This is a genomic window from Leucobacter sp. GX24907 (assembly GCF_053567335.1).
The window spans coordinates 40,657-67,076 of record NZ_JBSGPD010000004.1 but is presented as its reverse complement, the minus strand read 5'-3'; the positions used below and the strand labels follow the sequence as shown (position 1 = coordinate 67,076).

The window sequence follows — 26,420 nt, the reverse complement described above, 5'->3', positions numbered from 1 at the left end:
GCCCCGACTCGCGTTCTCACCCGTGAGGGCTGATCCTGCGTCCGTCTTAGTCTGCAACCTCGAAGACGAACTCGATCTCGACCGGTGCGTCCAGCGGCAGCACCGCGACACCCACGGCGGAGCGCACGTGAATGCCCGTGTCGCCGAAGACCTTGCCGAGGAATACTGAGGCGCCGTTCGCGACCTGCGGCTGAGCGGTGAACGAAGGGTCGGACGCGACGAAGGCGGTCACCTTGGTCACCTGGCTGATCTTGTCGAGCGAACCCACCACTCCGCGAACCGCGGCCAGAGCGTTCAGCGCGCACAGGCGAGCCAGCTCTTCGGCTTGCTCGGCAGCCACAAGGCCTTCACCGTCACCGACCTTGCCGGTCGCGGGCAGTTCGCCGCCTACGAAGGGCAGCTGGCCGCTCGTGTAGACGAGGTTTCCACGGCGCAGCGCCGGAACGTAAGCGGCCACCGGAGCGGCGACCTCCGGTACTTCATAGCCGAGTTCGCGCAGGCGATCTTCAATGACTGACATACGGTTCAGGCCTTCCTCTTCAGGTATGCGACGTTGCCCCCGGCGGGGCCCTCGATAATCTGGACAAGCTCCCAGCCTTGCGATCCCCAATTGTTCAGGATCTGGGCCTCGCTGTGCAGGATCAGGGGGGTGACGAAGTACTCCCAGCGCGGGTTCTCCGCGCCGGTCTCGGTGCTCTCGCTCACGTCGTTGGGCTCCCTCTTCATGGTCAAACACCCGCGGCGTGCGGGTCGATCGGTCGGCGAGCAGATTTTCAGTTCTGTCGCTTACTCTAGAGTCTATGTCCCCACTGTCATCGAAGTCTGCGCGCGCAGGCAAGAGCACGATCCGCACGGTGAAGCCCCGTTCGGCAGGCGGAGCTCTCAGTGCCGTGTTCGGAGCGATCGCCATGAGCGCCGTGGCCGGCGTGCTCATCACCGCCGCGATCACGCCCCTCGTCGCAGTCAGCGGCGCGGCCGCCACCTCAGCGATCAGCGTGTTCGAGAACCTGCCGAACCACCTCGATCCGGGTCAGCTCGCAGAGCCCTCCAATCTCTACGCCAAGACTGCCGACGGCAAGACGAGCAAGATCGCGACTTTCTACGATCAGGATCGCGAGACCGTTGCCTGGGATGACATCTCTCAGTACGTCAAAGACGCTGCGGTCGCCGAGGAGGACCCCCGCTTCTACTCGCACGGCGGTGTCGATGTGCTCGCAACTTCACGTGCTGCCCTGCAGAACCTCGCGGGCAGGGGCTTCTCGGGAGCGTCGACGATCACGATGCAGTACGTGCGTAACGTACTCGTGCAAGAGGCGATGTCGATTCCCGATGAATCGGAGCGCGAAAAGGCCTACGAAGACGCGATGCGTCAAGACATCGACCGCAAGCTCAAGGAGATGCGGTACGCAGTCTCGATCGAGAAGCAGTATCCGAAGCATGACATCCTGCTCGGCTACCTCAACATCGCCCTCTTCGGCCGCCAGATCTACGGCATCGAGTCGGCCGCGCACTACTACTACAACAAGAGCGCGAAAGACGTCACGCTTGCAGAGGCTGCGAGCCTCGTCGCGATCGTCAACAACCCCGGCAAACTGCAGATCGATATTGAGGACAACATTCCGGCGAACATCGAGCGCCGCAATAAGATCCTGAACTCGATGCTGAGCCACGGGAAGATTACTCAAGCCCAGTATGACGAGGCGGTCGATACGCCGGTCGAGCCGGATATTACGCCGCGCGTGGCGGGTTGCGCTGCGGCCGAGAAGAACGGTCTCGGCCACTTCTGCAACTACGTGCAGCTCTACATCAAGAACGACCCGAGCTTCGGTAATACGCCGGAAGAGCGCAACTTCAACTTCATGCGCGGCGGATACGACATCGTGACCACGATCGACCTCGACATGCAGAAGGCTGCCAACGACGCGATCAAGGCCAACACTCCGCCGACCATGGGCGGCATCGACCTCGGCTCTACCGTCGTAAGCAATGAGGTCGGTACGGGTCGCGTTCTCGCGATGGCGCAGAACCGAAAGTTCAGCGACAATCCCGACGTGCTGAAGAAGGACGGCAACTACACGAGCGTCAACTACAACACCGACTACGACTACGGCGGTTCGAGTGGATTCCAGGTCGGATCGACGTCCAAGATCTGGACGCTGTCGGAATGGCTCCGTCAGGGCCACTCGCTGAATGAAGTCGTCAACGGCAACGGCCGCACGGTGCAGAGCTCATCGTTCCGAGCGAACTGTCTTCCCGGCGGTGTCTACGGGTACGACAGTTGGCAGTTCCGAAACCACGGCATGAACCAGTGGGGCAATCTATCCGTCATGAAGGGAACGGCCAACTCGGTCAACGGCGCGTACGTGTCGATGGCTCAGCAGCTCGACCTCTGCGAGATCATGGACCTCGCCGAGAAGCTCGGTGTGCACCGCGCCTCACCGCAGACGATTCCGAACTTCCCGAACACGGGAACGACGAACCTCACCCGAAACCCCACGAACGTGTTCGCGGGAACCGATGAGATCGCCCCGATGACGATGTCCACGGCGTTCGCAGCCTTCCCCAACAAGGGTGAGACGTGCACCCCCGTGCCGATCGACTCGATCACCGACGCCGAGGGCAATGACGTCACCTTCACCAAGAGCAAATGCTCGGAGGCGGTCTCACCCGAAGTCGCCGCCGGAGTGCTGTATGCGCTCCAGGGCGTAGTCGCGAACGGTACGGGTACACACGCACAATCCGCATACGGTGTTCCGCACTTCGCGAAGACCGGTACGACTGACGACTACAAGGATCAGTGGACCGTGGGCGGCAGCTCGCGCGTGACCACCGCGTTCTGGATCGGCAACGTCAGCGGCCAGGTCCCGCTGACGAACTTCGGCATCGAGAATGCCGCGCAAAGCGTCTGGCCAGCCGTGATGAACGTCGCCGACCAGAAGTACGGAGGCGAAGCGTTCCCCGACCCGGCTGAGTCGGCGACACGCCAGACCATGGTCGAAGTACCTGACACGAGCGGCAGAACCTACGATGAAGCCGAAGAGCTGCTGACTGGCGTCGGGTTCACCGTCAACGATGGCGGAGAGGTCGACGGTTCGCAGCCCGAGGGCAGGGTCGAATCCACAGACCCCTCGGCCGGATCCTCTGTGGCACGCGGGTCTGCGGTCACCATCTACCGCAGCAAGGGCAACCTCGACGAGGTACCCGATGTGGTCGGACAGGACGGCCGGGAAGCCGAACGCGCTATACGCGGCGCCGGATTCGAAACGGTGCTCAGATGCGAGGCAGATGGGAACAACCCCAGACGCCACGAGATCGTGTCGATGACACCCGATCCCGGCAGCTCGGCCAAACGGGGCAGCCAGGTCACCCTGCTGGCGAAGTGCGACTAGTGCCCACCCGCTCCCGCCGGGCGGCGGCTGTTCTCGGAGCAGCCGCCACCGGCGTCGCGGTGTACTCGACCTTCGTCGAGCCGCGCCTGTTCACCGTGCGGCGGGCGACGATCCCCGTACTCCCCGCGGGTGCAAGCCCGGTCCGGGTACTGCAGATCTCGGACACCCACCTCGCACCCTGGCAACGCGGCAAGATCGACTGGGTCCGATCCCTCGCAGCTCTCAAGCCCGACCTCGTCGTGCTCACTGGCGACCTCATGGGTCACACCGAGGCTCGAGCTGCGCTCGTGACCGCGCTCATACCGTTCTCCGAGGTCGGCTGCCCAGTCGTTTTCGTGCACGGATCCAATGACTACTACGGCCCCAAACTCAAGAACCCGCTGAAGTACCTCCGCTCGCCGAGCAGGCTCGGCACCAAGGCGCCGAACATCGACAACGAGGCGCTCACCCGATCATTCACCGAGGGTCTCGGATTCGTCGACCTCAATAACTCGGCAACGTCACTGCGCGTGCGCGACACAGAATTCGAGCTCTTCGGCCTGAACGATCCGCACATCAGCCGCGATGACGACGACGCCATGCGTGCAGCGCTCGCGACCGTGCGGCAGGGATCCTCGGCCGCCGGGTCCTCGTGGTCGTCCGAGCCGTCCTCTAGCGAACCTTCCGCGTCGCCGACAGTGAATCCTGCCGTGCCCGGCCCGGTGCGCCTCGGGGTCGTCCACGCTCCCTATCAATCCGCTCTCGGAACGCTTCTCGACGCGGGCGCCGATCTCATCCTCGCAGGGCACACCCACGGCGGCCAGGTACGGCTTCCCGGCATCGGGGCGCTCACCGCGAACTGCGATCTGCCGACTGCACAGGCCCGCGGTCTCAGCGTCTGGTACGACGCGCATCGCGCCTGCTATCTCAATGTCAGCGCGGGCATCGGCGGCTCCATTTACACGCCGATGCGGCTGTGCTGCCGCCCTGAGGCTTCACTCATCACGCTCGAAGCCGCCTGAGTGCGCTGCTCTCCCGCACACACCGGGCGCCACTGCCGTGAGATAAGTCTCGTCTCGGGCGAGGAGTCGGCGTCCTGCGGGAACGAGAGCGCAAGCAGGCGAACGGCAGGACCCGCCGCTTAGATCACCTCGACGCACCACCCGGCTTCGCGAAACGGTGCCAGCTGGTGCTCCTCAACGGCTGAGTCGGTGACGATCCCGCACCCATCGGGCATGGGCGCCCAGTACGAGAACCCTGGCTGGCGCTCGAGTTTGCTCGAGTCGGCAAGTACCCAGACCTCGCGCGCGCCCGACGCCATAAGCTCCTTGACCGCGGCCTGATCGCCCTCGGGGCAGTTGACTCCTCGGGCCGCATCGAGCGCCTCCGCACCGAGCAAGGCGGTATCGGCGGTGAGGCGCTGCAGCGCCTGCAGCGTCGCGGTTCCCACGATCGACTCGCTCGGACGGCGCAGACGACCTCCGAGCACGAGTACTTCCGCCCGGGTATCGGCGAGCGCGAGCAGCGAGCTCAGACCGTTCGTGGCGAGCGTGATGTCATCGCGCTCTCCCAGCAGCGCTGCCACCTCGGCAACCGTGGTGCCCGAATCGAGCAGCACGGTGCTCCCTGACTGCACGCGGGAGGCGGCCCATCGGGCAAGAGCGCGCTTCTGCGCGAGCCGCTCGGTCGACTTCACCCGCCAGGAGCGGTCGAGTCGGGCAGGATCGATCGCGCCGCCGTAGGTCCGGGCGATTCGATGCTCGGTCTCGAGCTGCGCCAGGTCGCGTCGCACCGTCGACACTGACACTCCGAGCTCGGTTGCGAGCTGCTGCACGTTGCCGGAGCCCTGATGCTCGTCGAGCATCTCGACGAGGCGCTCACGGCGTAGTCGCGTGTGCTGATACTCGCCGCGACGCACGGGTTCGTCGTCCAAATACGCCTCCTTCATCGGGGTGTCTCGAGGGCCCAGCGTAGCCGATCTACGCTGGGCCCATCGCGCTCGACGGAAGTCGGCTGCGCCAGGGCCGTGCGCCGGGCCCGATACTCACCCGAATCTGCGGTTCAAGCCTCGAAGTCGTCGCGAATCCGTCCGGCGAAGGGCGCGAACTCGGCTCCGGCGGAGTAGGCCGAGAGCATCGTACCGGGGTCGGCGATCGCCCGTCCGGCAATGTCGAAGGCGGTGCCGTGGTCGACTGAGGTGCGCAGGATCGGCAGGCCGACGGTCACCGAGATCGTGCCATTGAAGTCGACCGTTTTCGCCGGAATGTGTCCCTGATCGTGGTACTGCGAGAGCACCGCGTCGTAGCGCCCGGTGAAGAGTTGGTGGAAGATCGAGTCTGCGGGAATCGGGCCCACTACATCGTGTCCTTCGGCCTGCACCGCTTCGACTGCGGGGCGAATGAAGTCGATCTCTTCGGTACCGAACTTGCCGTTCTCGCCGCCGTGCGGATTGATTGCCGCGACCGCGAGACGCGGTTCATCGGTGCCGTAGACCCGGAGGGCACGCAGCGCCTCATGGATGGCGCCGACCTGCATCGCGGTGTTGATCTTGTCGAGTGCGCCTCTGAGCGAGATGTGGCGGGTGGCAAAGAAGATCTTCTTGCCGCGTGCGACGAACATCGTGTTCGATCGGGCGGATCCGGTGAGCTCGGCAAGCATTTCGGTGTGGCCGAGGTGGGTGCTGCCGGCAGCCCAGATCGCCTCCTTGTTGATGGGAGCGGTGACGATGCCCGCGACATCGCCCGCGAGGGCTGCCGCAGTCGCGACCTCGATCGAACGGACGGCGGCGGCCCCGGCACGTTCCGAGACGACCCCCCATTCGACCGGCTCATCGCCGAGCACTCCGGTGTCGAAGACATCGATCACGCCGGCCTGCTCTTCGGGCAGGTCGTTCCACGATTCGACGACGCGCACCGTTGCTTCGAGCCCCAGCACGTCGAGCGCGGCGCGCACCGAGACCGGATCCCCCACGACGACGGCACGGGCGGGGCCGTCGGGTCCCGCGGCCTGCAGCACGGTCTGCACCGTGATCTCCGGGCCGATGCCGGCCGGATCTCCGAGTGTCAGTGCGAGGGTGTGTCGGGTCAATTCATTCTCCATTCGAATCGAAGCGCCCTTCGGCAAGGGTGCGCAGCTGGTTCATGCAGGCCTCTGCAGTGATCTCGGTGCCGATCAGTCCGCCCTTGGTGACGACGGGAACGCCGTCGAGCGCGCCGCCGATCGCCCGCCCGTACACCGCGAGGGGAATCACCTCGCCGACGACCTCGAAGGCGCGGATGCGCGCCACCTCGAGGATCGCCGCGGTGATGTCGCCGCCGCTGCTGTAGAGGCCTGAGATGCGCACTCGATCGAGTGCGCGCAGCAGGGTTTCGGCGAGCAGATCAGGCAGGCGTTCGCGGCCCTCCTCCGAGAGTCGACCGCTTTGCGCCGGAGGGGTTACCCGCAGCAGCACCTGCTGCGGGAAGACGGCCTGCTCGAGTTTCGCGACGAGCGCATCAGCGAGTTCGGCCACCGGGTCGCCAGCCGCTTCACCGGAAACATGCTTCGCCTCGTGATCCAGTTCTCCGGCGAGCCGGCGTGCATCGATCTCGAGCTCGTGCACGAGTTCACTGCGTGCCAGGTAGTCGGCCTGGGCGATGGAAAGGTCGGTGACGCTGCCCACGACGGCGAGCAGTGGCGGCGCATCGCTGGTCTTGACGCCGAGGTCGAGCGCCCGTGCGAGGAAAGCTCCGGCGGGGCCTGGATCGATCGTCACCCACCGCATGCCGGTCGCACGCGAGACCTGCGCTGCGGCGGCCGCGATCGCCTGGATGTGGTCGTCTTCGAGCGCATCGAGGATCAGCAGATCTTCGTCACCTTCGGTGAGGATCTCGGCAAGCCGATCACCCAGCACGTGCCGCAGCGAGATATGCCGGTGACTGAGCCGGCTCTGCTGCGCGTCGACGATCTCCGACACGACGGAGGTCGTCATGGGGTTGTGCACGTCGTAGCGCAGCTCGGTCTGCTCGAGGGGCTTCCCTCCCAGCAGCTGCACTCCGTCGACCGTGATTCGCCCCGAGGTCGGGTATGCGGGCACCACGAGTCCCCGCACGGTCTCCCCAGGGTGGGCCGCACGCACAGCGTCGATGGCCGCAGCAGCTTCGGCGCCGATGTTCCCGCGCAGGGTCGTGTCCACGCGCTTGACCACGAGTTCCGCCTCGGGCATCTGCTCGATAACGGCGCGCACCCGCTCCGCTGCGAGGGCGGGGTCGAGGTGCCGGCTGTCGGTCGTGACGATCAGAGCGTCGAAGCCCGGAATCGGTCCGTCCACTGACTTCCAGGTGACGGTCGCTGAGCGCAGGCCGGCGCGCGCGAAGCGAGCGCCGGATGCGTTGGCCCCGGTGAGGTCATCAGCGATGACCAGGATGGGATTCGACTTCGTCATGGTGATCCTCGGCTTGTGCTCTACGATGCTTCGAAACTACTCTCAGCCGAGCAGTTCCGTCAGGCCCCAGAGGATGAACAGCAGCGGGATGCTCGCGACCCAGATCGTGGTGGTCATGCCGCTCCAGGCCTTCATGGCGTTGGTTCCCGAGAGCCCCGCGAACTTCGTCACCACCCAGAAGAACGAGTCGTTGAAGTGCGAGAAGAGGAACGCACCGCAGGCGGAGGCCATGGCGGCCAGTACCGGGTCGAGTCCGGCTTCCTGCACGAGCGGCACGGCGAGGGTAGCGGCGGTGATCATCGCAACGGTGCCGGATCCCTGGGCGACGCGAAGCACGCTCGCGATGAGGAAGGGGATCAGGAACAGCGGCAGCGGCAGCATGCCGACGCCATCTGCGAGGTTCTTGCCGACACCCGACTGCGTCAGCACGCTCGCGAATGCGCCGCCCGCACCGGTGATGAAGATGATGAGACCACCGGCCGACGCGGCCTCGGTGAGCCAGCTCGCAATGGTCTTGCGGTCGGTGCCGCGCTGCGGCAGCGTGTACGCGCCGATCACGAGACCGATGAGGAGCGCGATTGCCGGTGCACCGATGAAGCCCGCGACGGTCTGCGCGGTGGTTTCGGGCCAGAGCGCGGTGGTGAGGGTGTTTCCGACGATGAGCAGGATCGGCACGATGATCGGGATCGCGGCGCGCCCGACACTGATGACCGGGCGACTGTCGGCCTCGGCCTCCTCCGTAGCGAACATCGTGTGATCGCGGAAGGGTTCGAGGCGCTTGCCCATGACCTTCGCGTAGGTGAGCACGACCGGAATGAGCACGATCACGAACGGAAGCCCGACGAGGAACATCACGCCGAGGTCGACGCCGAGCAGGCCGGCGACGGCGAGCGGGCCCGGAGTCGGCGGCACGAGAGTGTGGCTGAGCACGAGACCGCCGGCGAGTGCGAGCGAGAGCACGACGACCGACTGCTTGGCCTTGCGCGCCAACGAGCGGGCCAGAGGGTGTAGCATCACGTAGCCGCTGTCGCAGAAGACCGGAATCGAAACGACAGCGCCGGTCGCGCTCATGGCAATCGCTTCGCGCCCCTTACCGAACAGGCGGATGAAGGCCATTGCGAGCGCGTCTGCTGCTCCGGTCACCTCCATGAGCTTGCCGAGCGCGACGCCGAGCCCGATCACGATACCGATGCTCGCGAGTGTGTTTCCGAAGCCCGTCGTCATCATCTCGACGAGTTCGAGAGGGGCGACGCCGGCGACGAGACCGGTGACGATCGCACCGACGAGCAACGCCGGGAATGCGTCGAGACGCGTTCGCAGAATAATGAAGATGACCGCTGCTACACCGACGAGCAGAGCCGCCAACAATTGCAGGTCCACACCGACCTCCTTGAAATCCACTGAATCACGCAGAAATTCGGGCATGAACTGCGCGCTGGAATCACTTTAAACACCGGTTACGCGCGTGTCAACTGCGCGTTTCGATCAGATTACGAACCTAACTGCGCACTCTGATCAAGTTCGCGTGAATGGAGTCGCACACGCCAGGCTCCCGGTTGCACATCTAACTCAGATGCGTTTCCAGATACAGCGCAGATCCGGCCTCGTTATCCAGCCAGACTCAGCACGCGCCAAGACCCTGCGGAGGGCCGAACTGGAACAGGCTCGACCCTCGCAGGGTCTTGGCGGCGGTCAGCGAGTCCGCGACTCCTCCGCTGATCGAAGAAGTGCGCTCTCGCGATGAGAACCTAAGCGGCCAGTTTGTTCGCGACGACCTCGGCCAGCTGCACGGTGTTGAGCGCGGCGCCCTTGCGCAGGTTGTCGTTCGAAACGAAGAAGGTCAACCCGCGACCCGCGGGGGCCGACTGATCGGCACGGATGCGACCCACGAAGCTCGGATCTTGACCGGCCGCGTCGAGCGGCGTCGGAATGTCGCTCAGTTCAACGCCCGGCGCACTCGCGAGCACCTCGGCGGCGCGCTCAGGAGTGATGTCTCGGTCGAACTCTGCGTTGACTGCCAGTGAGTGCCCGCTGAACACCGGAATGCGCACGCAGGTTCCCGAAACCAGCAGGTCCGGCAGCTCGAGGATCTTCCGGCTCTCGTTGCGGAGCTTCTTCTCTTCGTCCGTCTCGCCCTCACCGTCGTCGACGATCGAGCCGGCGAGCGGCAGCGCGTTGAATGCGATGGTCTTCGCGTACACGCCGGGTTCGGGGAACTGCACCGATGATCCGTCGTGCACGAGGTTCTCGAGGTCGCCTGACTCGACTGCGGCGACAGCCTGGGTGGCGAGTTCGCGAGCTCCGGCGAGGCCCGATCCCGACACAGCCTGGAAGGTCGTCACGATGAGGCGTGCGAGTCCGGCTTCGGTATCGAGCGCCTTCAGCACGGGCATCGCGGCCATGGTGGTGCAGTTGGGGTTCGCGACGATGCCGTGGCCTGCCTCGACGATGGCGTCGAGTGCATGCGGGTTGACCTCGCTGACGACGAGCGGAACCTCGGGATCGAGGCGCCAGGCACTCGAGTTGTCGATCACGATGGCGCCGGCGGCGGCGAATTTGGGCGAGAATTCCTTCGAGGCCGCACCGCCTGCGGAGAAGAGCGCGATGTCGATCCCTGCAGGGTCTGCGGTCGCGATGTCTTCGACGACGATCTGCTCGCCCTTGAATTCGAGAGTCTGCCCCGCCGAGCGTGCGCTCGCGAAAAAGCGGATGCTCGCGATCGGGAAGTCCCGCTCTGCGAGCAGCTTGCGCATGACCGCGCCGACCTGTCCGGTGGCACCGGCGATGGCGACGTTGAAGCCCTGCTGTGCAGCCATGATGTCTTCCTCTTTCTCAGCGGCCGGTGCCGGCGTAGACGGTGGCCTCTGCGTCGGCGTCGAGGCCGAATGCCGAGTGCAGCACCTGAACGGTGGTGTCGAGCAGGTCAGCTCGCACGACGACAGAGATTCGAATCTCGGACGTCGAGATCATCTCGATGTTGATGCCCGCCTCGGAGAGCGCTCGGAAGAGCTGCGCCGAGACCCCGGTGCTGGTACGCATGCCGGCGCCGACGACAGCGACCTTCGCGATCTGGTCGTCGTACTGCAGCGTCTCGAACTCGAGCGCCTCGCGTTCGGCTTCGAGCGCCTCGATGACGCGTCGGCCGTCGCCGAGCGGAACGGTGAAGGAGATGTCGGTGCGGTTCGTCTTCGCGGCGGACACGTTCTGCACGATGATGTCGATGTTGGCGTTGGTCTTCGCCACGATCTCGAAGATCTGTGCGGCCTTGCCCGGAACGTCGGGTACACCGCCGACGGTGACCTTCGCCTCGCTCTTCTCGGCGGCGATTCCGGTGATGACTGGCTCTTCCACCTGAGCTCCCTTCGGATGCCCCTTCTCGGGGTTGTAGACGATCGTGCCGGGCTCGCTCGTGAACGAGGAACGGACGTGCAGTTCGACACCGTGTCGGCGCGCGTACTCGACGGCTCGCAGGTGCAGCACTTTCGCACCGGATGCGGCGAGCTCGAGCATCTCCTCCGCGGAGATCGCATCGATCTTGCGGGCGCGTGGCACCATGCGCGGATCGGTCGTGAAAACTCCGTCGACGTCGGTGTAGATCTCGCAGACGTCGGCGTGCAGCGCTGCGGCGAGCGCAACGGCGGTGGTGTCGGATCCGCCCCGACCGAGGGTGGTGATGTCACGGGAGTCGCGGCTGAAGCCTTGGAAGCCCGCCACGATCGCGATCGCGCCTTCATCAAGGGCCTCGCGGATGCGCCCGGGAGTGACATCGACGATCTTTGCGGAGCCGTGCTCCGCGGTCGTGATCATGCCGGCTTGGCTCCCGGTGAAGGAGTAGGCCTCAGCGCCCATGCCTTTGATGGTCATCGCCAACAGCGCCATAGAGATGCGCTCGCCCGCGGTGAGCAGCATGTCGAGTTCGCGCGGCGCGGGAATCGGAGTGCATTCGGCCGACAGGTCGAGCAGTTCGTCGGTGGTGTCGCCCATCGCACTGACTGCGACAACGACCTCATTGCCTGCGCGACGCGTCTCGACGATACGTTTGGCGACCCGCTTGATGCTCTCGGCATCGGCGACCGAGGACCCACCGAATTTCTGCACGATCAATGCCACGCGGATCCTCCTCTGCGATATGTACCAACCGCCAGTCTATCCGACCGGCTTCTCCGAGGCTCGCATGTGTCTGAACGGCTCGGTGTATGTGGCTGGGAGGACCACCGCGCGTCGTGCTTGCCCACTCAATCGACTTTGCGGCGGCCTTCGAATGCTCGGCCGAGGGTGACCTCGTCGGCGAACTCAAGGTCTCCACCGACCGGGAGCCCTGAGGCGAGGCGTGAGACGGGTACCTCGATCGCGGTGAGCAATCGGGAGAGGTAGGTCGCGGTGGCTTCGCCTTCAAGGTTCGGATCAGTGGCGAGGATCACCTCGGTGACTTCTCCGGAGTCGAGGCGCTTCATGAGCTGCGGGATGCTGAGGTCATCGGGGCCGATGCCGTCGATGGGGCTGATTGCCCCGCCGAGCACGTGGTAGCGCCCGCGGAACTGCCGGGTGCGCTCGATCGCGACCACGTCTTTGGGCTCTTCCACGACGCAGATGATTGCCGAGTCTCGCCGCGGGTCGCGGCAGATGGAGCAGAGCTCCTGTTCGGTGAGGTTGCCGCATACTTCGCAGAAGCGCACTTTCTCACGCACTTCTCCGAGCAACTCAGAGAGCCGGGACACGTCGAAGTTCTGCGTTTGCAGAATGTGGAATGCGATGCGCTGAGCCGACTTCGGGCCGATTCCGGGAAGGCGACCGAACTCGTCGATCAGCTCCTGCACGATGCCGTCGTACATGGTCTACCCCTCTCCGCCCGCGGTCAACGGTCGTTCTTCAATGAACTTAGCGCCAAGCACCTCGCGAACGACTGCTTCCCCGTAGCGGGTGAATGTCGGGGACGGCCGCGGCGCAGGATTCTCCGCTTCCTGCTGCTGCGAGGCGCCGTTTGACTCAGCGACAGTCGCAGCCTCTGCTGACCTTCCCGGCTCCGCTGGCTTCGCGGATCTCGCAGTGCTCTTCGGATCCGCTGTGTTTCCGGATGCCGCAGCGGTCCCGAGCTCCGCAGCGTTGCCAGGGTCCACCGAATTGTCGCGTCGTGCGTCCGCAACGCGGTCTTCCTGGGAGGCATCGTCTGTGAGGTACGGATCTTCCCCTGCCTCAGCGTAGGGATCTTCATCGGGATCGGTCGACTCCGGCGGTTCGTAGTCGGCCCATGCCTGACCGGCACCCACCGGCCCGAGTGCGGCCGCACGTGCGGCACGCCCCGCGGTCGCGTCTGCCGCTCCTGTCGCCGCTCCTGTCACGCTTGTCGCAGCAGGGACTGATGGCTGCGGTGAGGGCTGTGGAGCAGCATCGTCTGCCTGGGGTCGGGGCTGGGTCTGCGGCTGGGCCGGAGTCTGCGGTCGCTGTGCGAGTGCGGCGAGTTTGGCTGCACGCTCCATGATCGGGTCATGCTCCGGCTCGGAAGCAGCTGCGGGCGCCGTCTCGGTTCTCATCGCAGATGCAGGATCACCTGCCGCCTGGGCACCGCGGCCGTCCTGGTCGGGATCGCCGGCAGGGTCGGGGTCGCCGTCAGCGTCCCCCGTTTCACTCGGAGTGGCGGGCGGGGTGTGCCGGTCACGAGGCGCGGCACCTGGGGCCTGGGCGGTGCCGCTGAGCGCTTCGGTGCCCGTGGGTGCCGGTCCGGTCTGCGCCGGAGAGGACACCTGTTTCGGCGCATAGCGCACGCGCACACCGAGTGCGGCAAGGATCGTCTCGCGCAGCGGACCGGCGCCGCGCGTCTTGAATGCTTCGAGGTCTGATCGCGAAGCGATGCCGACGGTCAGGAGGTCACCCTCCAGCGCGAGCGGAGTGACGACCCGCACGGCGTTCCAGGCATCGCGATCGCTCTCGAGCAGCTCCTCGAGCAGGTCGGGCCAGAGCTGCTCGAGCTCGGTCAGATCGGCCCCCTCCGATGCAGGCACGGCGGAAGAGGAAGCTGACGTCGCACCGGGCGAGTCCGCCTGGGGTGCAGACGAAGCAGGCGCAGACGACGCGGGAGTCGATGAAGCAGGCTCCACAACCGAAGCAGCAGCCTCACCTGGAGCGGACGGCTCCTGCCGAGTACGTTCCCCCGAAACAGACGCCGGAGGCGTCTGTGTCACCGACGATGCCTGCTGCGGGGCCGCCTGCCCCTGAGACTTATCGTTTGCCCCATTACCCGACTCGGCGTCACCCATCATGCCGAGCACATCGGTGACCGGACGACCGAACGAAGCCGCCCCAGCAGTATCGGTACGTAGGAACTCGCGCGCCGCCCGGGCAGCCTCCGCAGCATTCATCGCCGGGGCGGGTTCTTGAGCAGCACCCGGCTGGGAATCCTGCGCTCCACCGGACTGCGCGGGAGCGGTCGGTGCCGGTGAACCTGTCGACGGAGCCTGGTTCTGCGGTGCCGGCGCGGCGCCCCCGGGTCGCGCAGCCTGCGACGTTGCTGCCGGAGACGATGCTGGTGGCGTCGAAGTCGGCGCCGACGAAGTTTGCGTAACCGGAGCCGACGCCGACGAAGCCCGGGCCCCCGGATTCGGCACTGCGGAAGCTGAGGCGTTCCGCTCGAGCGTGACGAGCGACCTTGCGATCATGAGTTCCAACTGCAGCTTCGGAGCAGTCGCGCCCGTCATGCGGTCGAGTGCGGCGCTCACGGTATCGGCGAGCCGTGAAAGCTCTCCGGGGCCGAAGGCCTGCGCCTGTTCGAACATGCGCTGCAGCTGATCTTCCGGAACCCCGCGGAACACCGCCGCCGCGCCCTGCACGGTCGTCGCGGCGACCACAATGAGGTCGCGGAGCCGCTGCAAGAGATCCTCGACGAAGCGTCGCGGATCCTGCCCTGTCTGCACCACCCGATCGGTCGCCACGAACGCAGCAGCGGAATCGCGCACGCCCATCGCAGCCACGACGTCATCGAGCAGTTCGGTGTGCGTGAACCCGAGCAGACCCGAGGCGCGGTCGAGCGCCACCCGCCCCGCCTCGGAGCCTGCGATGAGCTGATCAAGAATCGAGAGCGTGTCTCGCACCGACCCACCGCCGGCCCGCACCACGAGCGGGAGCACGCCGGCCTCGACTTCGACCCCCTCGCTGTCGCACAGTGACTGCACGTAATCGATCAGCGGGCCGGGCGCCACCAAGCGGAAGGGATAGTGGTGCGTGCGCGAGCGGATCGTTCCGATGACCTTGTCGGGTTCGGTCGTCGCGAAGATGAACTTCACGTGCGGCGGCGGCTCTTCCACGATCTTGAGCAGAGCGTTGAAGCCGCCCGCGGTGACCATGTGCGCCTCGTCGATGATGAAGATCTTGTAGCGATCGCGTGCCGGTGCGAACACCGCGCGCTCACGCAGATCACGGGCATCGTCGACGCCGCCGTGACTCGCGGCGTCGATCTCGACGACGTCGAGCGATCCCCCACCGTTACGACTGAGCTCGATGCAGCTCGGGCACTGCCCGCAAGGTGCATCGGTCGGGCCCTCGACGCAGTTCAGACAGCGCGCCAAGATGCGCGCAGATGTCGTCTTACCGCAGCCACGCGGGCCGCTGAAGAGATAGGCGTGGCCGATCCGCTCCGTGCGCAGCGCAGTCATCAAGGGTTCGGTGACCTGAGACTGTCCGATCATCTCGGAGAAGTCTTCGGGCCGGTATCGGCGATAGAGAGCGGTGACCACGGGTCAATGCTACCCGCGCCCACCGACAAGACCTCCGGATGGTGTGGAAGAGTAGAACACGGCACATCCCGGACCGGAGGCGAACATGCGAGTAGCGGCGGCATTTCTAGCGGATGCGGCGAACGTTCGGGAAGGCACGCTGAGCGTCCTCTCCGGCTTCATCAACAACATCCACCGCGAAGAGTTCCCTGCACCGCTCGGCGCCACGCTCGTCGTCGTGGTCGAGTACGACGAAGACGAGGCGCGTCGGGGCAGCTCGGAACGCCCCTTCCGCGCCCGGTGCGAACCGACGATCGGCGGAGCCGACATCTTCAACATCGAAGGCAATTTTTCACTCGGAGGCGGCAGCGACGCCTACGGCTATGTGCCGATGGTGTTCGACCTGTCAGAGGCGAGGATCACCGAGCCCGGCAGCTACCGCATCGTCTTCGAGGGCGACGGTCTCGAGCGCGTCGACGTGCGCTTCTACGCGAACTCGACGGCGTTGCCCTCACTCGACTCGGAGTAGACGGGAGCTCCAGTCCACGGCAGTCGAGCCGAGGTCGGCGCCCGTGCCCGCGACCGCACTGGCACTGGCACCGGCGACCGTCGGGGCCCGACCTCTCGGAGCGGGGACCGCGCAGATACGCGAACTTTGGTTGAGTTTGGTGCACTATCCCGCGGGATAGTGCACCAAACTCAACCAAACTTTCGCAGCCGGGCGGCAAGGCGGAAACCAGGCCGCCGCGGGCGGCTCGGGTCCGCTCCCGAACCGCCGCAGCTACTTCTGGTTCTTGAGGCGAGACGCGGTACGAGCGCGCGCAGTCGCATCGAGCTGCACCTTGCGGATGCGCACGTGCTCGGGCGTCACCTCGACGCACTCGTCCTCGCGCGCGAACTCGAGGCACTCCTCGAGCGTCAGGCGACGCGGCGGGGTCATCGATTCGAAGGTGTCGGCGTTCGCCGAGCGCATGTTGGTGAGCTTCTTCTCCTTGGTGATGTTCACGTCCATATCTTCGGAACGCGAGTTCTCACCGATAACCATGCCCTCGTACACCTCCTCGGTGGGCTGCACGAAGAACGACATGCGCTCCTGCAAGTTGATGAGCGAGAACGGGGTCACGACGCCCGCACGGTCTGCGACGATTGAACCGTTGTTACGCGTGGTGATGACGCCGGCCCACTCGTCGTAGCCGTGCGAGATGGCGTTGGCGATACCGGTACCGCGGGTGAGGGTCATGAACTCCGAACGGAAGCCGATGAGACCACGCGACGGAACGATGAACTCCATGCGCACCCAACCGGTGCCGTTGTTCACCATGCCGTCCATGCGTCCCTTGCGCGCAGCCAGCAGCTGCGTGATCGCGCCGAGATGCTCCTCGGGGGTGTCGATAGTGAGGTGCTCATATGGCTCGTGCACCCTGCCGTTGACCTCGCGGGTCACCACCTGAGGCTTGCCTACGGTGAGCTCGAATCCTTCGCGGCGCATGTTCTCGACGAGGATCGCGAGCGCGAGCTCGCCACGTCCCTGCACCTCCCAAGCGTCTGGGCGGTCGGTGTCGAGCACGCGCAGCGAGACGTTGCCGATGAGCTCGCGATCGAGTCGATCCTTGATCATGCGCGCGGTGAGCTTGTGCCCCTTGACCTTACCGACCAGCGGCGAGGTGTTCGCGCCGATCGTCATCGAGATCGCAGGCTCGTCGACGGTGATGGTCGGGAGCGGGCGGACATCGCCCGCATCGGCAATGGTCTCACCGATAGTGATGTCTTCGATGCCGGCGATCGCGACGATGTCGCCGGGGCCCGCCTGCTCAGCGGGGAAGCGCGTGAGCGCCTTGGTGAGCATGAGCTCGGTGATGCGCACGTTCTGCACACTGCCGTCCTGCTTCACCCAGGCGACGGTCTCGCCCTTCTTGATCCAGCCGTGGTGCACGCGCAGCAGCGCGATGCGGCCGAGGAACGGCGACGAGTCGAGGTTGGTGACGTGCGCCTGCAGGGGGTGCGCGTCGTCGAACTTCGGAGCGGGAACCTGGTCGAGGATGGTCTCGAACAGCGGCTCGAGGTCGGGGTTGCCGGGAAGCGATCCGTCGGCGGGGCGCTCGTGCGATGCGGCTCCGGCGCGACCCGAAAGGTAGACGGTCGGTACGTCGAGCACGGCGTCGACGTCGATGTCGGGGTGCTCCTCGGACAGGTCTGAGGCGAGACCGAGGAGGAGATCCTGCGCCTCGCCTTCGACCTCTTCGATACGCGCATCGGGTCGATCGGTCTTGTTGACGGCGAGGATCACCGGCAGCTTGGCTTCGAGCGCCTTGCGCAGTACGAAACGAGTCTGCGGCAGCGGGCCTTCCGACGCGTCGACGAGCAGCACGACACCGTCCACCATCGACAGGGCGCGCTCAACCTCGCCGCCGAAATCGGCGTGACCGGGGGTGTCGACCACGTTGATGACGATCGGGCCGTTCTTCGCGTGAGCGCCTTCGTAGGTGATCGCCGTGTTCTTGGCGAGGATCGTGATGCCCTTCTCGCGCTCGAGGTCGTTCGAATCCATCACGCGCTCATCGACATCGGCGTGCGCCTCGAACGAGTTCGTCTGCCTGAGCATGGCATCGACGAGGGTGGTCTTGCCGTGGTCGACGTGAGCGACGATGGCGACGTTGCGGAGGTCTTCGCGGGTGGCCTGAGCCATAGAGGTGAGTCCTAACGAGACGGGCGTGAGCGCCGGCGGCGCGGTTCGCCGGGCGCAATGCACGAAGGTGGCGCCCGAAAGCCGACGTTCTAGCCTACCTGATGATCGCGATCCTTGCGCAGCCGCAGCGCGATAGCCTGTGTCCGTGAACACGCAGCCCGAGCGCACGCGACTCCGCTGGGAGATCGGAATCGTCCTGGCGCTCTCCTTCGGCGCTTCAGGGATCTACGCGATCGTGAACATCGTGGAGCGTCTGACCCGCGAGGCGGCGCTCTCCGAGCAGACCGCGACGATCAATCGTTCACTCGCGGAACGCCCAGTGTTCGACCTCGTCTACCAACTGTTGGGCATCGCCTTCGGCCTCGCCCCCGTGGCACTCGTCGTGTTTCTGCTCTGGCGCGATCGCAGACCGCACCTCGGTGCGCTCGGGCTCGGCCGACCGATCGATGCCCGGCGCCTGTGGGGGCTGCGCGAGACCGGTGGAGGCGTGCTGCTCGCCGCACTCATCGGCATCCCCGGTCTCGGCTTCTACCTGCTCGCTCGCGAGTTCGGTATCAATACGACGGTGATCCCGGCCGCGCTCGACGCCTACTGGTGGACGGCGCCCGTGCTGGTTCTGCAAGCCCTACGCGCTGCGCTCGGCGAAGAACTCATCGTGGTTGCGTACGTCTTCGACCGCCTGCGCAAGCTCGGGGCGGGGCCCGTCGCGATCATCGTTTCAAGTGCGCTGCTGCGCGGCAGCTACCACCTCTACCAGGGCTTCGGCGGGTTCATCGGCAACGTCGTGATGGGGCTCGTCTTCGGGTGGTGCTACCAGCGCTACGGACGTTCTCTGCCACTCATCGTGGCCCACTGGATCCTCGATATCGTGAGCTTCGCAGGCTACGCACTCGCTCTGGCCTGGTGGCCAGGCGTCTTCAGCTGATCGTGCCGACCATCGCGTCCATGAGCCCCCAGATCTCGTCGTACACCGCCGACGCGTCTTCGCAGCGCTCGGACGGCTTCACCACTTCGTAGCTATTGCCGCTCTTCCGCACACCCCACTGCGATCGCATCGCAGCGCAGGAATCGGGCAGGGACTGGATGAGCTCAGAACTCAGCAGAAGCGTGTCGTTGTTCTCACCTGAGAACTGGTAGTTCACGCTGCCGAGCTTGTTCGAGACTTCGGCTGAGACGCCCCACGCATCGATCGGCATGGTGAAGGTCGAACCGACCTCGACGCTCGGCACTTCGTCTCCCGGGTCCTCAGATTCAGGATCGGGGCTCGGCTCAGGGTCTGCCGTAGGCCCGACCGGTGCTTGCGTCGTCGGCACCGGGCTCGGCTCGGGTTCGGCTTCGTCGGTGCCGCGGACGGTGGTCACGATCATGATGGAGACGATCAGCGCGACCACGGTGACGGCTCCGACAATGATCCACGGGACGAGCGCTGCGGGTCGCTGACGGGGTTCGCGAGGTTCCCGGGGCTCGCGCTGCGGTTCTTGACCCCCGGGCTCATCGTCGGGGAGCCCCTGGAACAGCTCGTGCAATGACTGATTGCTCACGAATTGCAGCCTATCGCGTCACTTCGAGCGCCTCCTGCGGGTCCTCTGCGAATCCGCCCGAACCGTAGCTGTTCCTATCACAGGCGCCCGCGCGTAGACTCCTCGCATGAACGAGTCGGCCCCGTCTTCGATCCAATCCCACAAATACGTCTACGCCCTCGATTGCCCGGATGCTCAGGCTCTCGGTGAGTTCTACGCGAGACTGCTCGGCTGGCGCACGGTGATCACTCCCGAGTATTCGGACTGGGTATCGGTCGTCCCGCCGGAGGGCAAGGAGACCGGTTTCGAGATCGCTTGCCAGGAGATCGGAAGCTACCGTGCCCCCGAGTGGCCTGATGGGCCGATCCCCCAGCAAGCGCACCTCGACTTCTACGTCGAGTCGCTCGACGCGAGTACGGCGATCGCCGAAGCAGCCGGCGCGACGCGCCACTCCCACCAGCCCAGTGAGGCAGGCACGTTCATCGTGCTCGTCGACCCCGTAGGCCACCCGTTCTGCCTTTGCCAGGCCTGATGCGGCGTCGATTTATCTGACACACATTCCGCGTGTAGAACGCAGAGAGACACAGCCATGTCCGCAGCCAAAGCTCCCGCAATGTCGCCCTCAGACATGCCCGTTACCGACGTGCTCGACCGCGCGACCGGGCCACGTCGCGAAGAGGCCGAGGAACTGCTCGCGCTGCATCGCGAGATCAGTGGTGAGGATCCGGTGGTCTGGGCCGGGCGGATCCTCGGTTTCGGCGAGTACGAGTATCGCTACGAGAGCGGGCACAGCGGTCGCGCGCCGCTCCTCGCTTTTGCCCCGGGCGGGTCACGGCACACGATCTATCTTGCGAACGATTTCTCCGAGCGCTGGCCCGACCTCATCGAACAACTCGGCAGGCATCGGGCGAGTAAGGCCTGCCTGTATCTCACGCGACTGACCGGCGTGGATCGCAGCGCGCTGCGCGCGCTACTCGAGCGTTCGCTCGCGGAGACGATCGCCGAATGGGGCCGTTCGGATCGGTGATCTGAGAGGCACCGACCTTCGCGCGCGAGACCCGATCAGGATTTGAACTGCTCAGGATCTGAACCGTTCAGACACGGAACCTCTCAGGCTCCGTCGTGCTCTGCACGGAACACGTGCACGAGCGCATTTGCGTGCCCGTGGCCCACTCCCTTATCTTTCAGGAACTGCACCTGCTCCATGTGCTTCTTCCCCGCGTGCGGACGCAGCGCTGCGAACCATTCGTCGACTGTTTTGCCGTACTTCGCCTCGATCGAGGGGAAGTACGATTTCGGGCCTTTCACCTGCTCAGCCATGCTGATCCCTTCGCGTTCCACATGAATGCACTGTCGGCGGGCGCCACCGTGCGGTGCGCGGCGCCCGAACTGCCGAGGGGATCAGGCCTGCTCGCAAGACAGCGCCCACATGACGCCGTAGCGGTCGAAGATCTGCCCGTACCAGTCGCCCCAAGGGGCGCGCTCGAATGGCATCCCGACCGATCCGCCATTCTCGAGAAAGCTGTCGATGATGCCTCGCGCCTCTTCGGGGGTGTCGGTCGTGTAGAGCAGCGAGTACGCCGTGCCCTGCACGGGATAGTCGCCCTCAGCATCCATGGCGTCTCCACCCGCGATGGTGCCGGCCCCATTCGGCAGCACCAGAGTCGCGTGCGCGACGGCCTCGGGATCCGGCTCGAACGGCATGCCTTCGAGAGACATGTCGCCGTAGCGGATGATCTGCAGCTCTCCTCCGAATACGTCGTACCAGTGCTGCATGGCTTCGGCCGTAGTACCTGGCAGAGCAATATACGAGGCAAGTGAGGCGGTCATGATCGGCTCCTTCGGTTGGGTCTTCCGACACGACTCAGTATGCGGGAGCGCCAGTATCAGCGGAACCCCATTCGACGAATCTCCGCGGCGCCCGATCAGCGCGACCGAGATTCTCGCATCTCTGGGTATCTCAATCTGCGAGCAGGAATGCGCGGAGCGCTGCGATGGTCTCAGCGGGCCGCTCCGAGTGCACCCAGTGCCCTGCCCCGCGCACGGTCATGCGTCGCGTCTTCGGAAAGCACGCCCGCATCGTGGGCGCATCTTCGTCCGTGACATAGTCGGACCGCTCCCCCGCGATCCAGAGCACCGGCCCCGTGAACCGCGCATCGCCGACATCAGGGAATCCCATGACCGTCTCGATTTCTGCGCGCAGCATGCGCAGATTCGGTTCCCAGGCAAAGCCATGGTCTCCGCGTCTCAGGTTCTGCAGCAAGAACCCGCGTACGCCGGGGTTCGGGATCGGCTCGACCAGCGCCGCATCGGCGTCAGCACGACGCGAGACCTGTGCGAGGTCAAGCGCGGCCAGCGAATCGAGCAGGTGCTTGAATTCTCCGCGCGATGATCCTGTCGCGACCGGCGCGATGTCGATGACCGCGAGCCGCCGCACCAGCTCAGGGTGACGCAACGCGAGCACCATCGCGGCTTTGCCTCCCATGGAGTGCCCGACGACGTCGACCGGGCCGTTCGCTGCGAAATCCGCACGCAGGTGAGCGGCGACGAGGTCCGCGAACTCGGCGTAGTCGAAGTGCTCGGTCCACTGCGATGCCCCGTGGTTCGGCAGGTCGACGAGCAGGCTCTGCGCTTCGGGCGCGAGGCCCGCCGCGATCGACGCGAAGTTCCGCCCACGACCGAAGAGGCCGTGAAGAAAGACGACGCGTCTTGCGGCCGACGGGTCGCCCGCGACGCTCGAGTGGATCTCGCTTGCAGCCTGTGCGTTCACGCCTTCGACCCTACCGGGCCGACCGAACGGACCGACTCACGCACTCGAACGGACCGAGCTACGCGCGCAGAATCTTCTCCATCGGCCGCCCCTTCGCAAGCTCATCGATGAGCTTGTCGAGGTAGCGCAGTTCACGCATGAGGTCATCCTCGATCTCCTCGATGCGCACCCCGCAGATCACTCCTCTGATCTGATCCCGATTCTCGTTCAGCTGCGGTGCCTCTGCGATGAACTGTTCGAGGTTGGTGTCAGTCTCGAGCAGAGCGTCGAGCTGGTCCTGGTCGTACCCCGTCAGCCACCGGATGATCTCGTCGACCTCTTCCTTGGTGCGCCCCTTGCGTTCGGCCTTCTGCGTGTAGTTCGGGTAGAGGTCACGCCACGCGAGGCGGAAGATGCGGTGCTGTGCCATGCTGAGCTCCTCTGCTCGCGATCTGAGAATTCCTGCTGGGGCGAAGCCTACTGCGTCAATCCCTGCGCCTCCCGTCACACCTGCTTGGCCAGGCGCTGCGCCCGCATCGCGACACACATGATCGGCATGAACGAAGCCATCGCGAGCAGATAGCAGAGGGCGAAGCTGATCCACACCGCACGCGGAATCCGCACGATACGAACCGATGCCCTCGACCTATATGCACTAGGATGTCGAGCACGATGACGACGTTTCCAAGCTCGCTGGGCAGACGATTCCGCAGGGTGGCGTGATCTCATGAGCAACTCAGGGGCTGAACCGTTCACTCTCGTGTCACCGGATCTCGACGCGCTGATCGCCGAGGCACCAGTGTCAAGCGAGAAGCTGCAGATCAGGCGCGTGTTTCAGGGCGCGGGGTTCCGGATCATTCGACTGACGCTCGCCGCGGGACAGGTCATGCGCGAGCACTCGACGAGCTCACCGCTCGCGGTGCAGGTGCTTGCGGGCACCGCTCTCATGCGCGTCGCAGACCAAGAGGTCTCGATGCCCACCGGGGCGCTGATGACTATTGAGCCGAGCGAACTGCACGAGGTCGAAGCGGTCACCGACGCGCACCTGCTGCTCACGCTGGCAGTGTGATCGTGGAGCCTGTACCTGAGCTCGTTGATGTCGTGGCCGAGGCAACGGAGGAGGCGGTCCGGCGGCTTCGAGCAGAGCATTCCGAGGATTTCTGCGTCTACGCGCTCGTCACGACGGGAGAGGCGTACCGCCCGTACCTCGCAGCAACGGTGCACGGCGACTCCCGGTGGGATCTCGCCGACAGCCCATACGACCTCGTCTGCGACGAAGTGCTCGCCCAGGCAGAACCCGCGTTCTCGGAGCGCGGCCAGTTGTACGACATGGATCCGGCGGATGCCGAAGCCGAGTACTGGCGACGTCTCGCCTCTATGGAGGCAGCCCTGCAACGGTTAGACGACGGAGGGCTCTTCGGCAGAGGCGAAGCGCGCAGCAGGATACTGCTTCTGGTCGCGACGATGCCGCCCGATGAATCTGATGTGGTATTCGCTCGGCGTCTGAACCCTGCGGGTCCGCTGCTCGATGCCTGGCTGAAAGAAGCTGCAGAAGGCACGGACACTCAGGCTGATGACCGCTGATCAGATAACGGTTGCAGACTGATCGGGATATGCCCCGCGAGGTTCACCTGCGCGAGCAGCCCGGCACGAGAGTACTGAGGCGCCCCGCTGCTCGCGCCGCAAGCTCGTCGCGCGCCTTCGCGACAACGGCGAGATATGCGTGCGCGCGAATCCTGTTGGTCAGCATGAACTATCCGGAGGCGTCGAAGCGGTCAAGCCCCGGTAGGGCACCTGGGAGTTCCGCGTTGCGGGTCTGATCACGCAACTGTGGATCCGACAGTTCATCGCATGCGTCGCCCACTGCCCATGGGCAGAAGGGCCTACCCCGGAGGGCGCAGCCGAGTTCGACACGGTGGAAGATAACCCCGAAGAACCGCAAGGTGTTCCGTGAGGACCTCAAGCCGAAGTTCGAGTAACGGCCTGGTCCCTGTACCAACGTCGGTCACGGCCGAGGGGATCCGACTCCGCGTGGCGCGTGGACCGATGCCCGGCCGTCGTGCGTGCGACGAGGGTGCGCTGCTTCTGGCTCATGGCGCTACCGAATACGTTCAAGTTCTGGGCGTCGCTCGCATCTGCCCGCCGTAATGAATCTCGGCAGCTTCCAACTGCCGAGCTACCGTCGTCACGGTCTCAGGATCCACAGGCTGGAAAACCTCGACCAGGTCCGGCGAGCCCTGACGGTAGGCGACGCGGCCACCGCCTTGGTCACGCCCTTGGCCACTGGGCCACACGTCTACCTGGGCGCCGGCCACGCCGAGTCGCCAGCCATAGGGTTCGAGTTGCTCACGCACGAGGCACAACGCTTCGAATGCGTCGTCAGCTGATTCTGCGACGGTGCCGAACGCAGGGCATGAGGCAACGACCTCCCACCGATACTCACTGGTCAGGTGCCAAGCGATCTGTGCGGTATGAACGATTCCCGCACGGTACGCGCTGATCGTCTGCGGGCTCGTCAACCAGTACGCCACAGTATGGAACTCCATTCTCGAACTAGCCGGAATCCGAGACTAGTAGCGCATGGAGCGCGAAGACGCGTCGAACCATGCAGCCAGGTCTAGCCCTCGTGTGAGATCGAATCCTGGGAGAAGGTCTCACGCCTTCCCATCGAGACATGTCGGGAGGTGCGACACAAACTTGACGCAGATCGTGGTATGACACACTTTTTTGTGTCAAATTGGACCTAGAAACCGCGAGATTTCAACGTTCTACACGTTAAATCGCCACTCGCAGACGTCGCCGTCTTGCATGACGTAGTCCTTGCCCTCCATGCGCGCCTTACCCTTCGCGCGGGCTTCGGCCACCGACCCTGCCTCAACGAGATCTTCGAAGGAAATGATCTCGCCCTTGATGAAGCCCTTCTCGAAGTCCGTATGAATCGCACCGGCGGCTTGGGGCGCCGTCGATCCCTTGCGAATCGTCCAGGCGCGAGCCTCCTTCGGACCCGCGGTCAGGTACGTCTGCAGGCCGAGCGTGTCGAAGCCGACGCGGGCGAGCTGATCCAGCCCGCTCTCTTCCTGTCCGATCGAAGACAGCAGTTCCGCAGCATCCTCAGCATCGAGCTCGATGAGTTCGCTCTCGATCTTCGCGTCGAGGAATATCGCCTTCGCGGGGGCGACAAGCGCGGCGAGCTCGTCGAGACGAGCGCGATCCTGCAATACCGTCTCGTCGACGTTGAAGACGTACAGGAAGGGCTTCGCAGTGAGCAGACCCAGTTCCTTAATCGGTTCGAGATCGATGCCCGCGTGCGACAGCACTTTGCCCTCGTCGAGGGCGGCACGAGCAGCCCGCGCCGTCTCAACGACGGAAATGTCGATCTTGCGGTTCTTCAGTTCCTTGTCGAATCGCACGAGCGCCTTGTCGAGCGTCTGCATATCGGCGATGATCAGCTCGGTGTTGATCGTCTCCATGTCGCCCGCGGGGTTCACTGCACCGTCGACGTGCACGACATCCGGATCCTCGAAGCCGCGCACGACCTGTGCAATCGCGTCGGCTTCACGAATGTTTGCGAGGAACTGGTTGCCGAGGCCCTCGCCCTCGCTGGCGCCGCGCACGATGCCCGCGATATCGACGAAGCTGACGGGGGCTGGCAGGATCCGCTCCGACCCGAAGATCTCAGCGAGCTTATTGAGCCTCTCGTCGGGCAGATTCACCACTCCGACATTCGGCTCGATCGTCGCGAACGGGTAGTTGGCCGCAAGCGCGTCGTTCTGGGTGAGTGCGTTGAAGAGCGTCGACTTGCCCACGTTGGGGAGTCCGACAATGCCGATAGTAAGAGCCACGAGGGTTCAGTCTACCTTCCGCGCGCTGCCTCCTCCTCTGGACCGTCCCCCGCATTCCTCGCCCGTCATCCTTACGCAATGCGTCACGAACTGTCGTCATCTCACTCCGGTGGCAGCACTTCGCGC

Annotated in this window: 26 protein-coding genes; 8 read left to right on the top strand and 18 right to left on the bottom strand. The window is 65.1% G+C overall.

Going from position 1 to position 26,420, the window contains the following annotated elements:
• Positions 1-46: 46 nt before the first annotated feature.
• Both ACUYV6_RS07160 and ACUYV6_RS07155 read right to left on the bottom strand, forming a co-directional pair.
• Positions 47-520, bottom strand: a complete 474-nt coding sequence (locus ACUYV6_RS07160) for a RidA family protein (protein ID WP_449277977.1) — start codon at positions 518-520, stop codon at positions 47-49.
• 5 nt (positions 521-525) lie between these two features.
• The gene (locus tag ACUYV6_RS07155) at positions 526-705 is read right to left on the bottom strand and encodes a DUF4177 domain-containing protein (protein WP_449277976.1); all 180 of its coding nucleotides are present in this window, start codon (positions 703-705) and stop codon (positions 526-528) included.
• 95 nt (positions 706-800) lie between these two features.
• Between ACUYV6_RS07155 and ACUYV6_RS07150 the strand changes: the two genes are divergently transcribed.
• Together ACUYV6_RS07150 and ACUYV6_RS07145 are read left to right on the top strand one after the other, a co-directional pair.
• The gene (locus ACUYV6_RS07150; RefSeq protein WP_449277975.1) at positions 801-3,389 is read left to right on the top strand and encodes a transglycosylase domain-containing protein; all 2,589 of its coding nucleotides are present in this window, start codon (positions 801-803) and stop codon (positions 3,387-3,389) included.
• The gene (locus ACUYV6_RS07145; RefSeq protein WP_449277974.1) at positions 3,389-4,390 is read left to right on the top strand and encodes a metallophosphoesterase; all 1,002 of its coding nucleotides are present in this window, start codon (positions 3,389-3,391) and stop codon (positions 4,388-4,390) included. Before ACUYV6_RS07150 ends, ACUYV6_RS07145 begins: the two co-directional genes overlap by 1 nt.
• A 119-nt stretch (positions 4,391-4,509) precedes the next feature.
• On the opposite strand, the gene ACUYV6_RS07140 is transcribed toward ACUYV6_RS07145, so the two are convergent.
• From ACUYV6_RS07140 to ACUYV6_RS07105, 8 genes are all read right to left on the bottom strand, one after another.
• A complete protein-coding gene (locus ACUYV6_RS07140) occupies positions 4,510-5,301 on the bottom strand; it encodes a DeoR/GlpR family DNA-binding transcription regulator (protein ID WP_449277973.1) in 792 nt (263 codons plus the stop codon).
• 128 nt (positions 5,302-5,429) lie between these two features.
• On the bottom strand, positions 5,430-6,455 hold the full coding sequence (pdxA, locus tag ACUYV6_RS07135; RefSeq protein WP_449277972.1) for a 4-hydroxythreonine-4-phosphate dehydrogenase PdxA: 1,026 nt from the start codon (positions 6,453-6,455) through the stop codon (positions 5,430-5,432).
• A gap of 1 nt (position 6,456) precedes the next feature.
• Positions 6,457-7,791 carry a four-carbon acid sugar kinase family protein gene (locus ACUYV6_RS07130; protein ID WP_449277971.1) on the bottom strand — a complete coding sequence of 445 codons (1,335 nt, stop codon included), beginning with the start codon at positions 7,789-7,791 and terminating at the stop codon, positions 6,457-6,459.
• Positions 7,792-7,833: 42 nt separating this feature from the next.
• Positions 7,834-9,171 carry a GntP family permease gene (locus ACUYV6_RS07125; protein WP_449277970.1) on the bottom strand — a complete coding sequence of 446 codons (1,338 nt, stop codon included), beginning with the start codon at positions 9,169-9,171 and terminating at the stop codon, positions 7,834-7,836.
• Positions 9,172-9,539: 368 nt separating this feature from the next.
• A complete protein-coding gene (locus ACUYV6_RS07120) occupies positions 9,540-10,607 on the bottom strand; it encodes an aspartate-semialdehyde dehydrogenase (RefSeq protein WP_449277969.1) in 1,068 nt (355 codons plus the stop codon).
• A 16-nt stretch (positions 10,608-10,623) separates the two neighbouring features.
• On the bottom strand, positions 10,624-11,901 hold the full coding sequence (locus tag ACUYV6_RS07115) for an aspartate kinase (RefSeq protein WP_449277968.1): 1,278 nt from the start codon (positions 11,899-11,901) through the stop codon (positions 10,624-10,626).
• Between the two features lie 125 nt (positions 11,902-12,026).
• Positions 12,027-12,623, bottom strand: a complete 597-nt coding sequence (recR, locus tag ACUYV6_RS07110) for a recombination mediator RecR (protein WP_449277967.1) — start codon at positions 12,621-12,623, stop codon at positions 12,027-12,029.
• Positions 12,624-12,626: 3 nt separating this feature from the next.
• On the bottom strand, positions 12,627-15,470 hold the full coding sequence (locus tag ACUYV6_RS07105) for a DNA polymerase III subunit gamma and tau (RefSeq protein WP_449278231.1): 2,844 nt from the start codon (positions 15,468-15,470) through the stop codon (positions 12,627-12,629).
• A 133-nt stretch (positions 15,471-15,603) separates the two neighbouring features.
• Here ACUYV6_RS07105 and ACUYV6_RS07100 point away from each other — a divergent pair, with 133 nt between their 5' ends.
• Complete coding sequence (locus ACUYV6_RS07100; RefSeq protein WP_449277966.1) at positions 15,604-16,026, top strand: DUF6941 family protein; 423 nt, start codon at positions 15,604-15,606, stop codon at positions 16,024-16,026.
• Positions 16,027-16,278: 252 nt separating this feature from the next.
• Here ACUYV6_RS07100 and typA read toward each other — a convergent pair whose 3' ends face one another.
• Entirely contained in the window at positions 16,279-18,183 is a 1,905-nt protein-coding gene (gene typA, locus ACUYV6_RS07095; protein ID WP_449277965.1) for a translational GTPase TypA, read from the bottom strand.
• 145 nt (positions 18,184-18,328) lie between these two features.
• On the opposite strand from typA, the gene ACUYV6_RS07090 reads away from it, so the two are divergent.
• A complete protein-coding gene (locus ACUYV6_RS07090) occupies positions 18,329-19,108 on the top strand; it encodes a CPBP family intramembrane glutamic endopeptidase (protein WP_449277964.1) in 780 nt (259 codons plus the stop codon).
• Here the strand turns inward: ACUYV6_RS07090 and ACUYV6_RS07085 are convergent.
• A complete protein-coding gene (locus tag ACUYV6_RS07085; RefSeq protein WP_449277963.1) occupies positions 19,101-19,724 on the bottom strand; it encodes a hypothetical protein in 624 nt (207 codons plus the stop codon). The genes ACUYV6_RS07090 and ACUYV6_RS07085 overlap by 8 nt on opposite strands.
• A 106-nt stretch (positions 19,725-19,830) precedes the next feature.
• Between ACUYV6_RS07085 and ACUYV6_RS07080 the strand changes: the two genes are divergently transcribed.
• Positions 19,831-20,235 (top strand): VOC family protein, encoded by a 405-nt coding sequence (locus ACUYV6_RS07080; RefSeq protein ID WP_449277962.1) that lies wholly within the window; start codon positions 19,831-19,833, stop codon positions 20,233-20,235.
• Positions 20,236-20,316: 81 nt separating this feature from the next.
• Positions 20,317-20,730, top strand: coding sequence for a DUF1801 domain-containing protein (locus tag ACUYV6_RS07075; RefSeq protein WP_449277961.1), 414 nt, complete (start codon positions 20,317-20,319; stop codon positions 20,728-20,730).
• Between the two features lie 83 nt (positions 20,731-20,813).
• On the opposite strand, the gene ACUYV6_RS07070 is transcribed toward ACUYV6_RS07075, so the two are convergent.
• From ACUYV6_RS07070 to ACUYV6_RS07055, 4 genes are all read right to left on the bottom strand, one after another.
• Positions 20,814-21,023, bottom strand: coding sequence for a DUF4287 domain-containing protein (locus tag ACUYV6_RS07070; protein WP_449277960.1), 210 nt, complete (start codon positions 21,021-21,023; stop codon positions 20,814-20,816).
• Positions 21,024-21,104: 81 nt separating this feature from the next.
• Entirely contained in the window at positions 21,105-21,533 is a 429-nt protein-coding gene (locus tag ACUYV6_RS07065) for a VOC family protein (protein ID WP_449277959.1), read from the bottom strand.
• Positions 21,534-21,663: 130 nt separating this feature from the next.
• Entirely contained in the window at positions 21,664-22,473 is an 810-nt protein-coding gene (locus tag ACUYV6_RS07060; RefSeq protein WP_449277958.1) for an alpha/beta fold hydrolase, read from the bottom strand.
• 58 nt (positions 22,474-22,531) lie between these two features.
• Positions 22,532-22,882 carry a DUF2200 domain-containing protein gene (locus ACUYV6_RS07055; protein WP_449277957.1) on the bottom strand — a complete coding sequence of 117 codons (351 nt, stop codon included), beginning with the start codon at positions 22,880-22,882 and terminating at the stop codon, positions 22,532-22,534.
• Between the two features lie 297 nt (positions 22,883-23,179).
• Between ACUYV6_RS07055 and ACUYV6_RS07050 the strand changes: the two genes are divergently transcribed.
• Together ACUYV6_RS07050 and ACUYV6_RS07045 are read left to right on the top strand one after the other, a co-directional pair.
• A complete protein-coding gene (locus tag ACUYV6_RS07050) occupies positions 23,180-23,521 on the top strand; it encodes a hypothetical protein (protein ID WP_449277956.1) in 342 nt (113 codons plus the stop codon).
• Complete coding sequence (locus tag ACUYV6_RS07045; protein ID WP_449277955.1) at positions 23,518-24,036, top strand: DUF4303 domain-containing protein; 519 nt, start codon at positions 23,518-23,520, stop codon at positions 24,034-24,036. Before ACUYV6_RS07050 ends, ACUYV6_RS07045 begins: the two co-directional genes overlap by 4 nt.
• 527 nt (positions 24,037-24,563) lie before the next feature.
• Here the strand turns inward: ACUYV6_RS07045 and ACUYV6_RS07040 are convergent.
• Together ACUYV6_RS07040 and ychF are read right to left on the bottom strand one after the other, a co-directional pair.
• Positions 24,564-24,998, bottom strand: a complete 435-nt coding sequence (locus tag ACUYV6_RS07040) for a hypothetical protein (protein ID WP_449277954.1) — start codon at positions 24,996-24,998, stop codon at positions 24,564-24,566.
• A 222-nt stretch (positions 24,999-25,220) separates the two neighbouring features.
• Positions 25,221-26,294, bottom strand: coding sequence for a redox-regulated ATPase YchF (gene ychF, locus ACUYV6_RS07035; protein ID WP_449277953.1), 1,074 nt, complete (start codon positions 26,292-26,294; stop codon positions 25,221-25,223).
• Between the last annotated feature and the right edge of the window lie 126 nt (positions 26,295-26,420).

Coding starts and splice junctions, on each gene's coding strand:
- ACUYV6_RS07160 (WP_449277977.1), bottom strand. CDS start 520: ATGTCAGTCATTGAAGATCGCCTGCGCGAACTCGGCTATGAAGTACCG.
- ACUYV6_RS07150 (WP_449277975.1), top strand. CDS start 801: ATGTCCCCACTGTCATCGAAGTCTGCGCGCGCAGGCAAGAGCACGATC.
- ACUYV6_RS07130 (WP_449277971.1), bottom strand. CDS start 7,791: ATGACGAAGTCGAATCCCATCCTGGTCATCGCTGATGACCTCACCGGG.
- ACUYV6_RS07120 (WP_449277969.1), bottom strand. CDS start 10,607: ATGGCTGCACAGCAGGGCTTCAACGTCGCCATCGCCGGTGCCACCGGA.
- recR (WP_449277967.1), bottom strand. CDS start 12,623: ATGTACGACGGCATCGTGCAGGAGCTGATCGACGAGTTCGGTCGCCTT.
- ACUYV6_RS07105 (WP_449278231.1), bottom strand. CDS start 15,470: ATGATCGGACAGTCTCAGGTCACCGAACCCTTGATGACTGCGCTGCGC.
- ACUYV6_RS07100 (WP_449277966.1), top strand. CDS start 15,604: ATGCGAGTAGCGGCGGCATTTCTAGCGGATGCGGCGAACGTTCGGGAA.
- typA (WP_449277965.1), bottom strand. CDS start 18,183: ATGGCTCAGGCCACCCGCGAAGACCTCCGCAACGTCGCCATCGTCGCT.
- ACUYV6_RS07080 (WP_449277962.1), top strand. CDS start 19,831: ATGAACGAGTCGGCCCCGTCTTCGATCCAATCCCACAAATACGTCTAC.
- ACUYV6_RS07075 (WP_449277961.1), top strand. CDS start 20,317: ATGTCGCCCTCAGACATGCCCGTTACCGACGTGCTCGACCGCGCGACC.
- ACUYV6_RS07070 (WP_449277960.1), bottom strand. CDS start 21,023: ATGGCTGAGCAGGTGAAAGGCCCGAAATCGTACTTCCCCTCGATCGAG.
- ACUYV6_RS07065 (WP_449277959.1), bottom strand. CDS start 21,533: ATGACCGCCTCACTTGCCTCGTATATTGCTCTGCCAGGTACTACGGCC.
- ACUYV6_RS07055 (WP_449277957.1), bottom strand. CDS start 22,882: ATGGCACAGCACCGCATCTTCCGCCTCGCGTGGCGTGACCTCTACCCG.
- ACUYV6_RS07050 (WP_449277956.1), top strand. CDS start 23,180: ATGAGCAACTCAGGGGCTGAACCGTTCACTCTCGTGTCACCGGATCTC.
- ACUYV6_RS07040 (WP_449277954.1), bottom strand. CDS start 24,998: ATGGAGTTCCATACTGTGGCGTACTGGTTGACGAGCCCGCAGACGATC.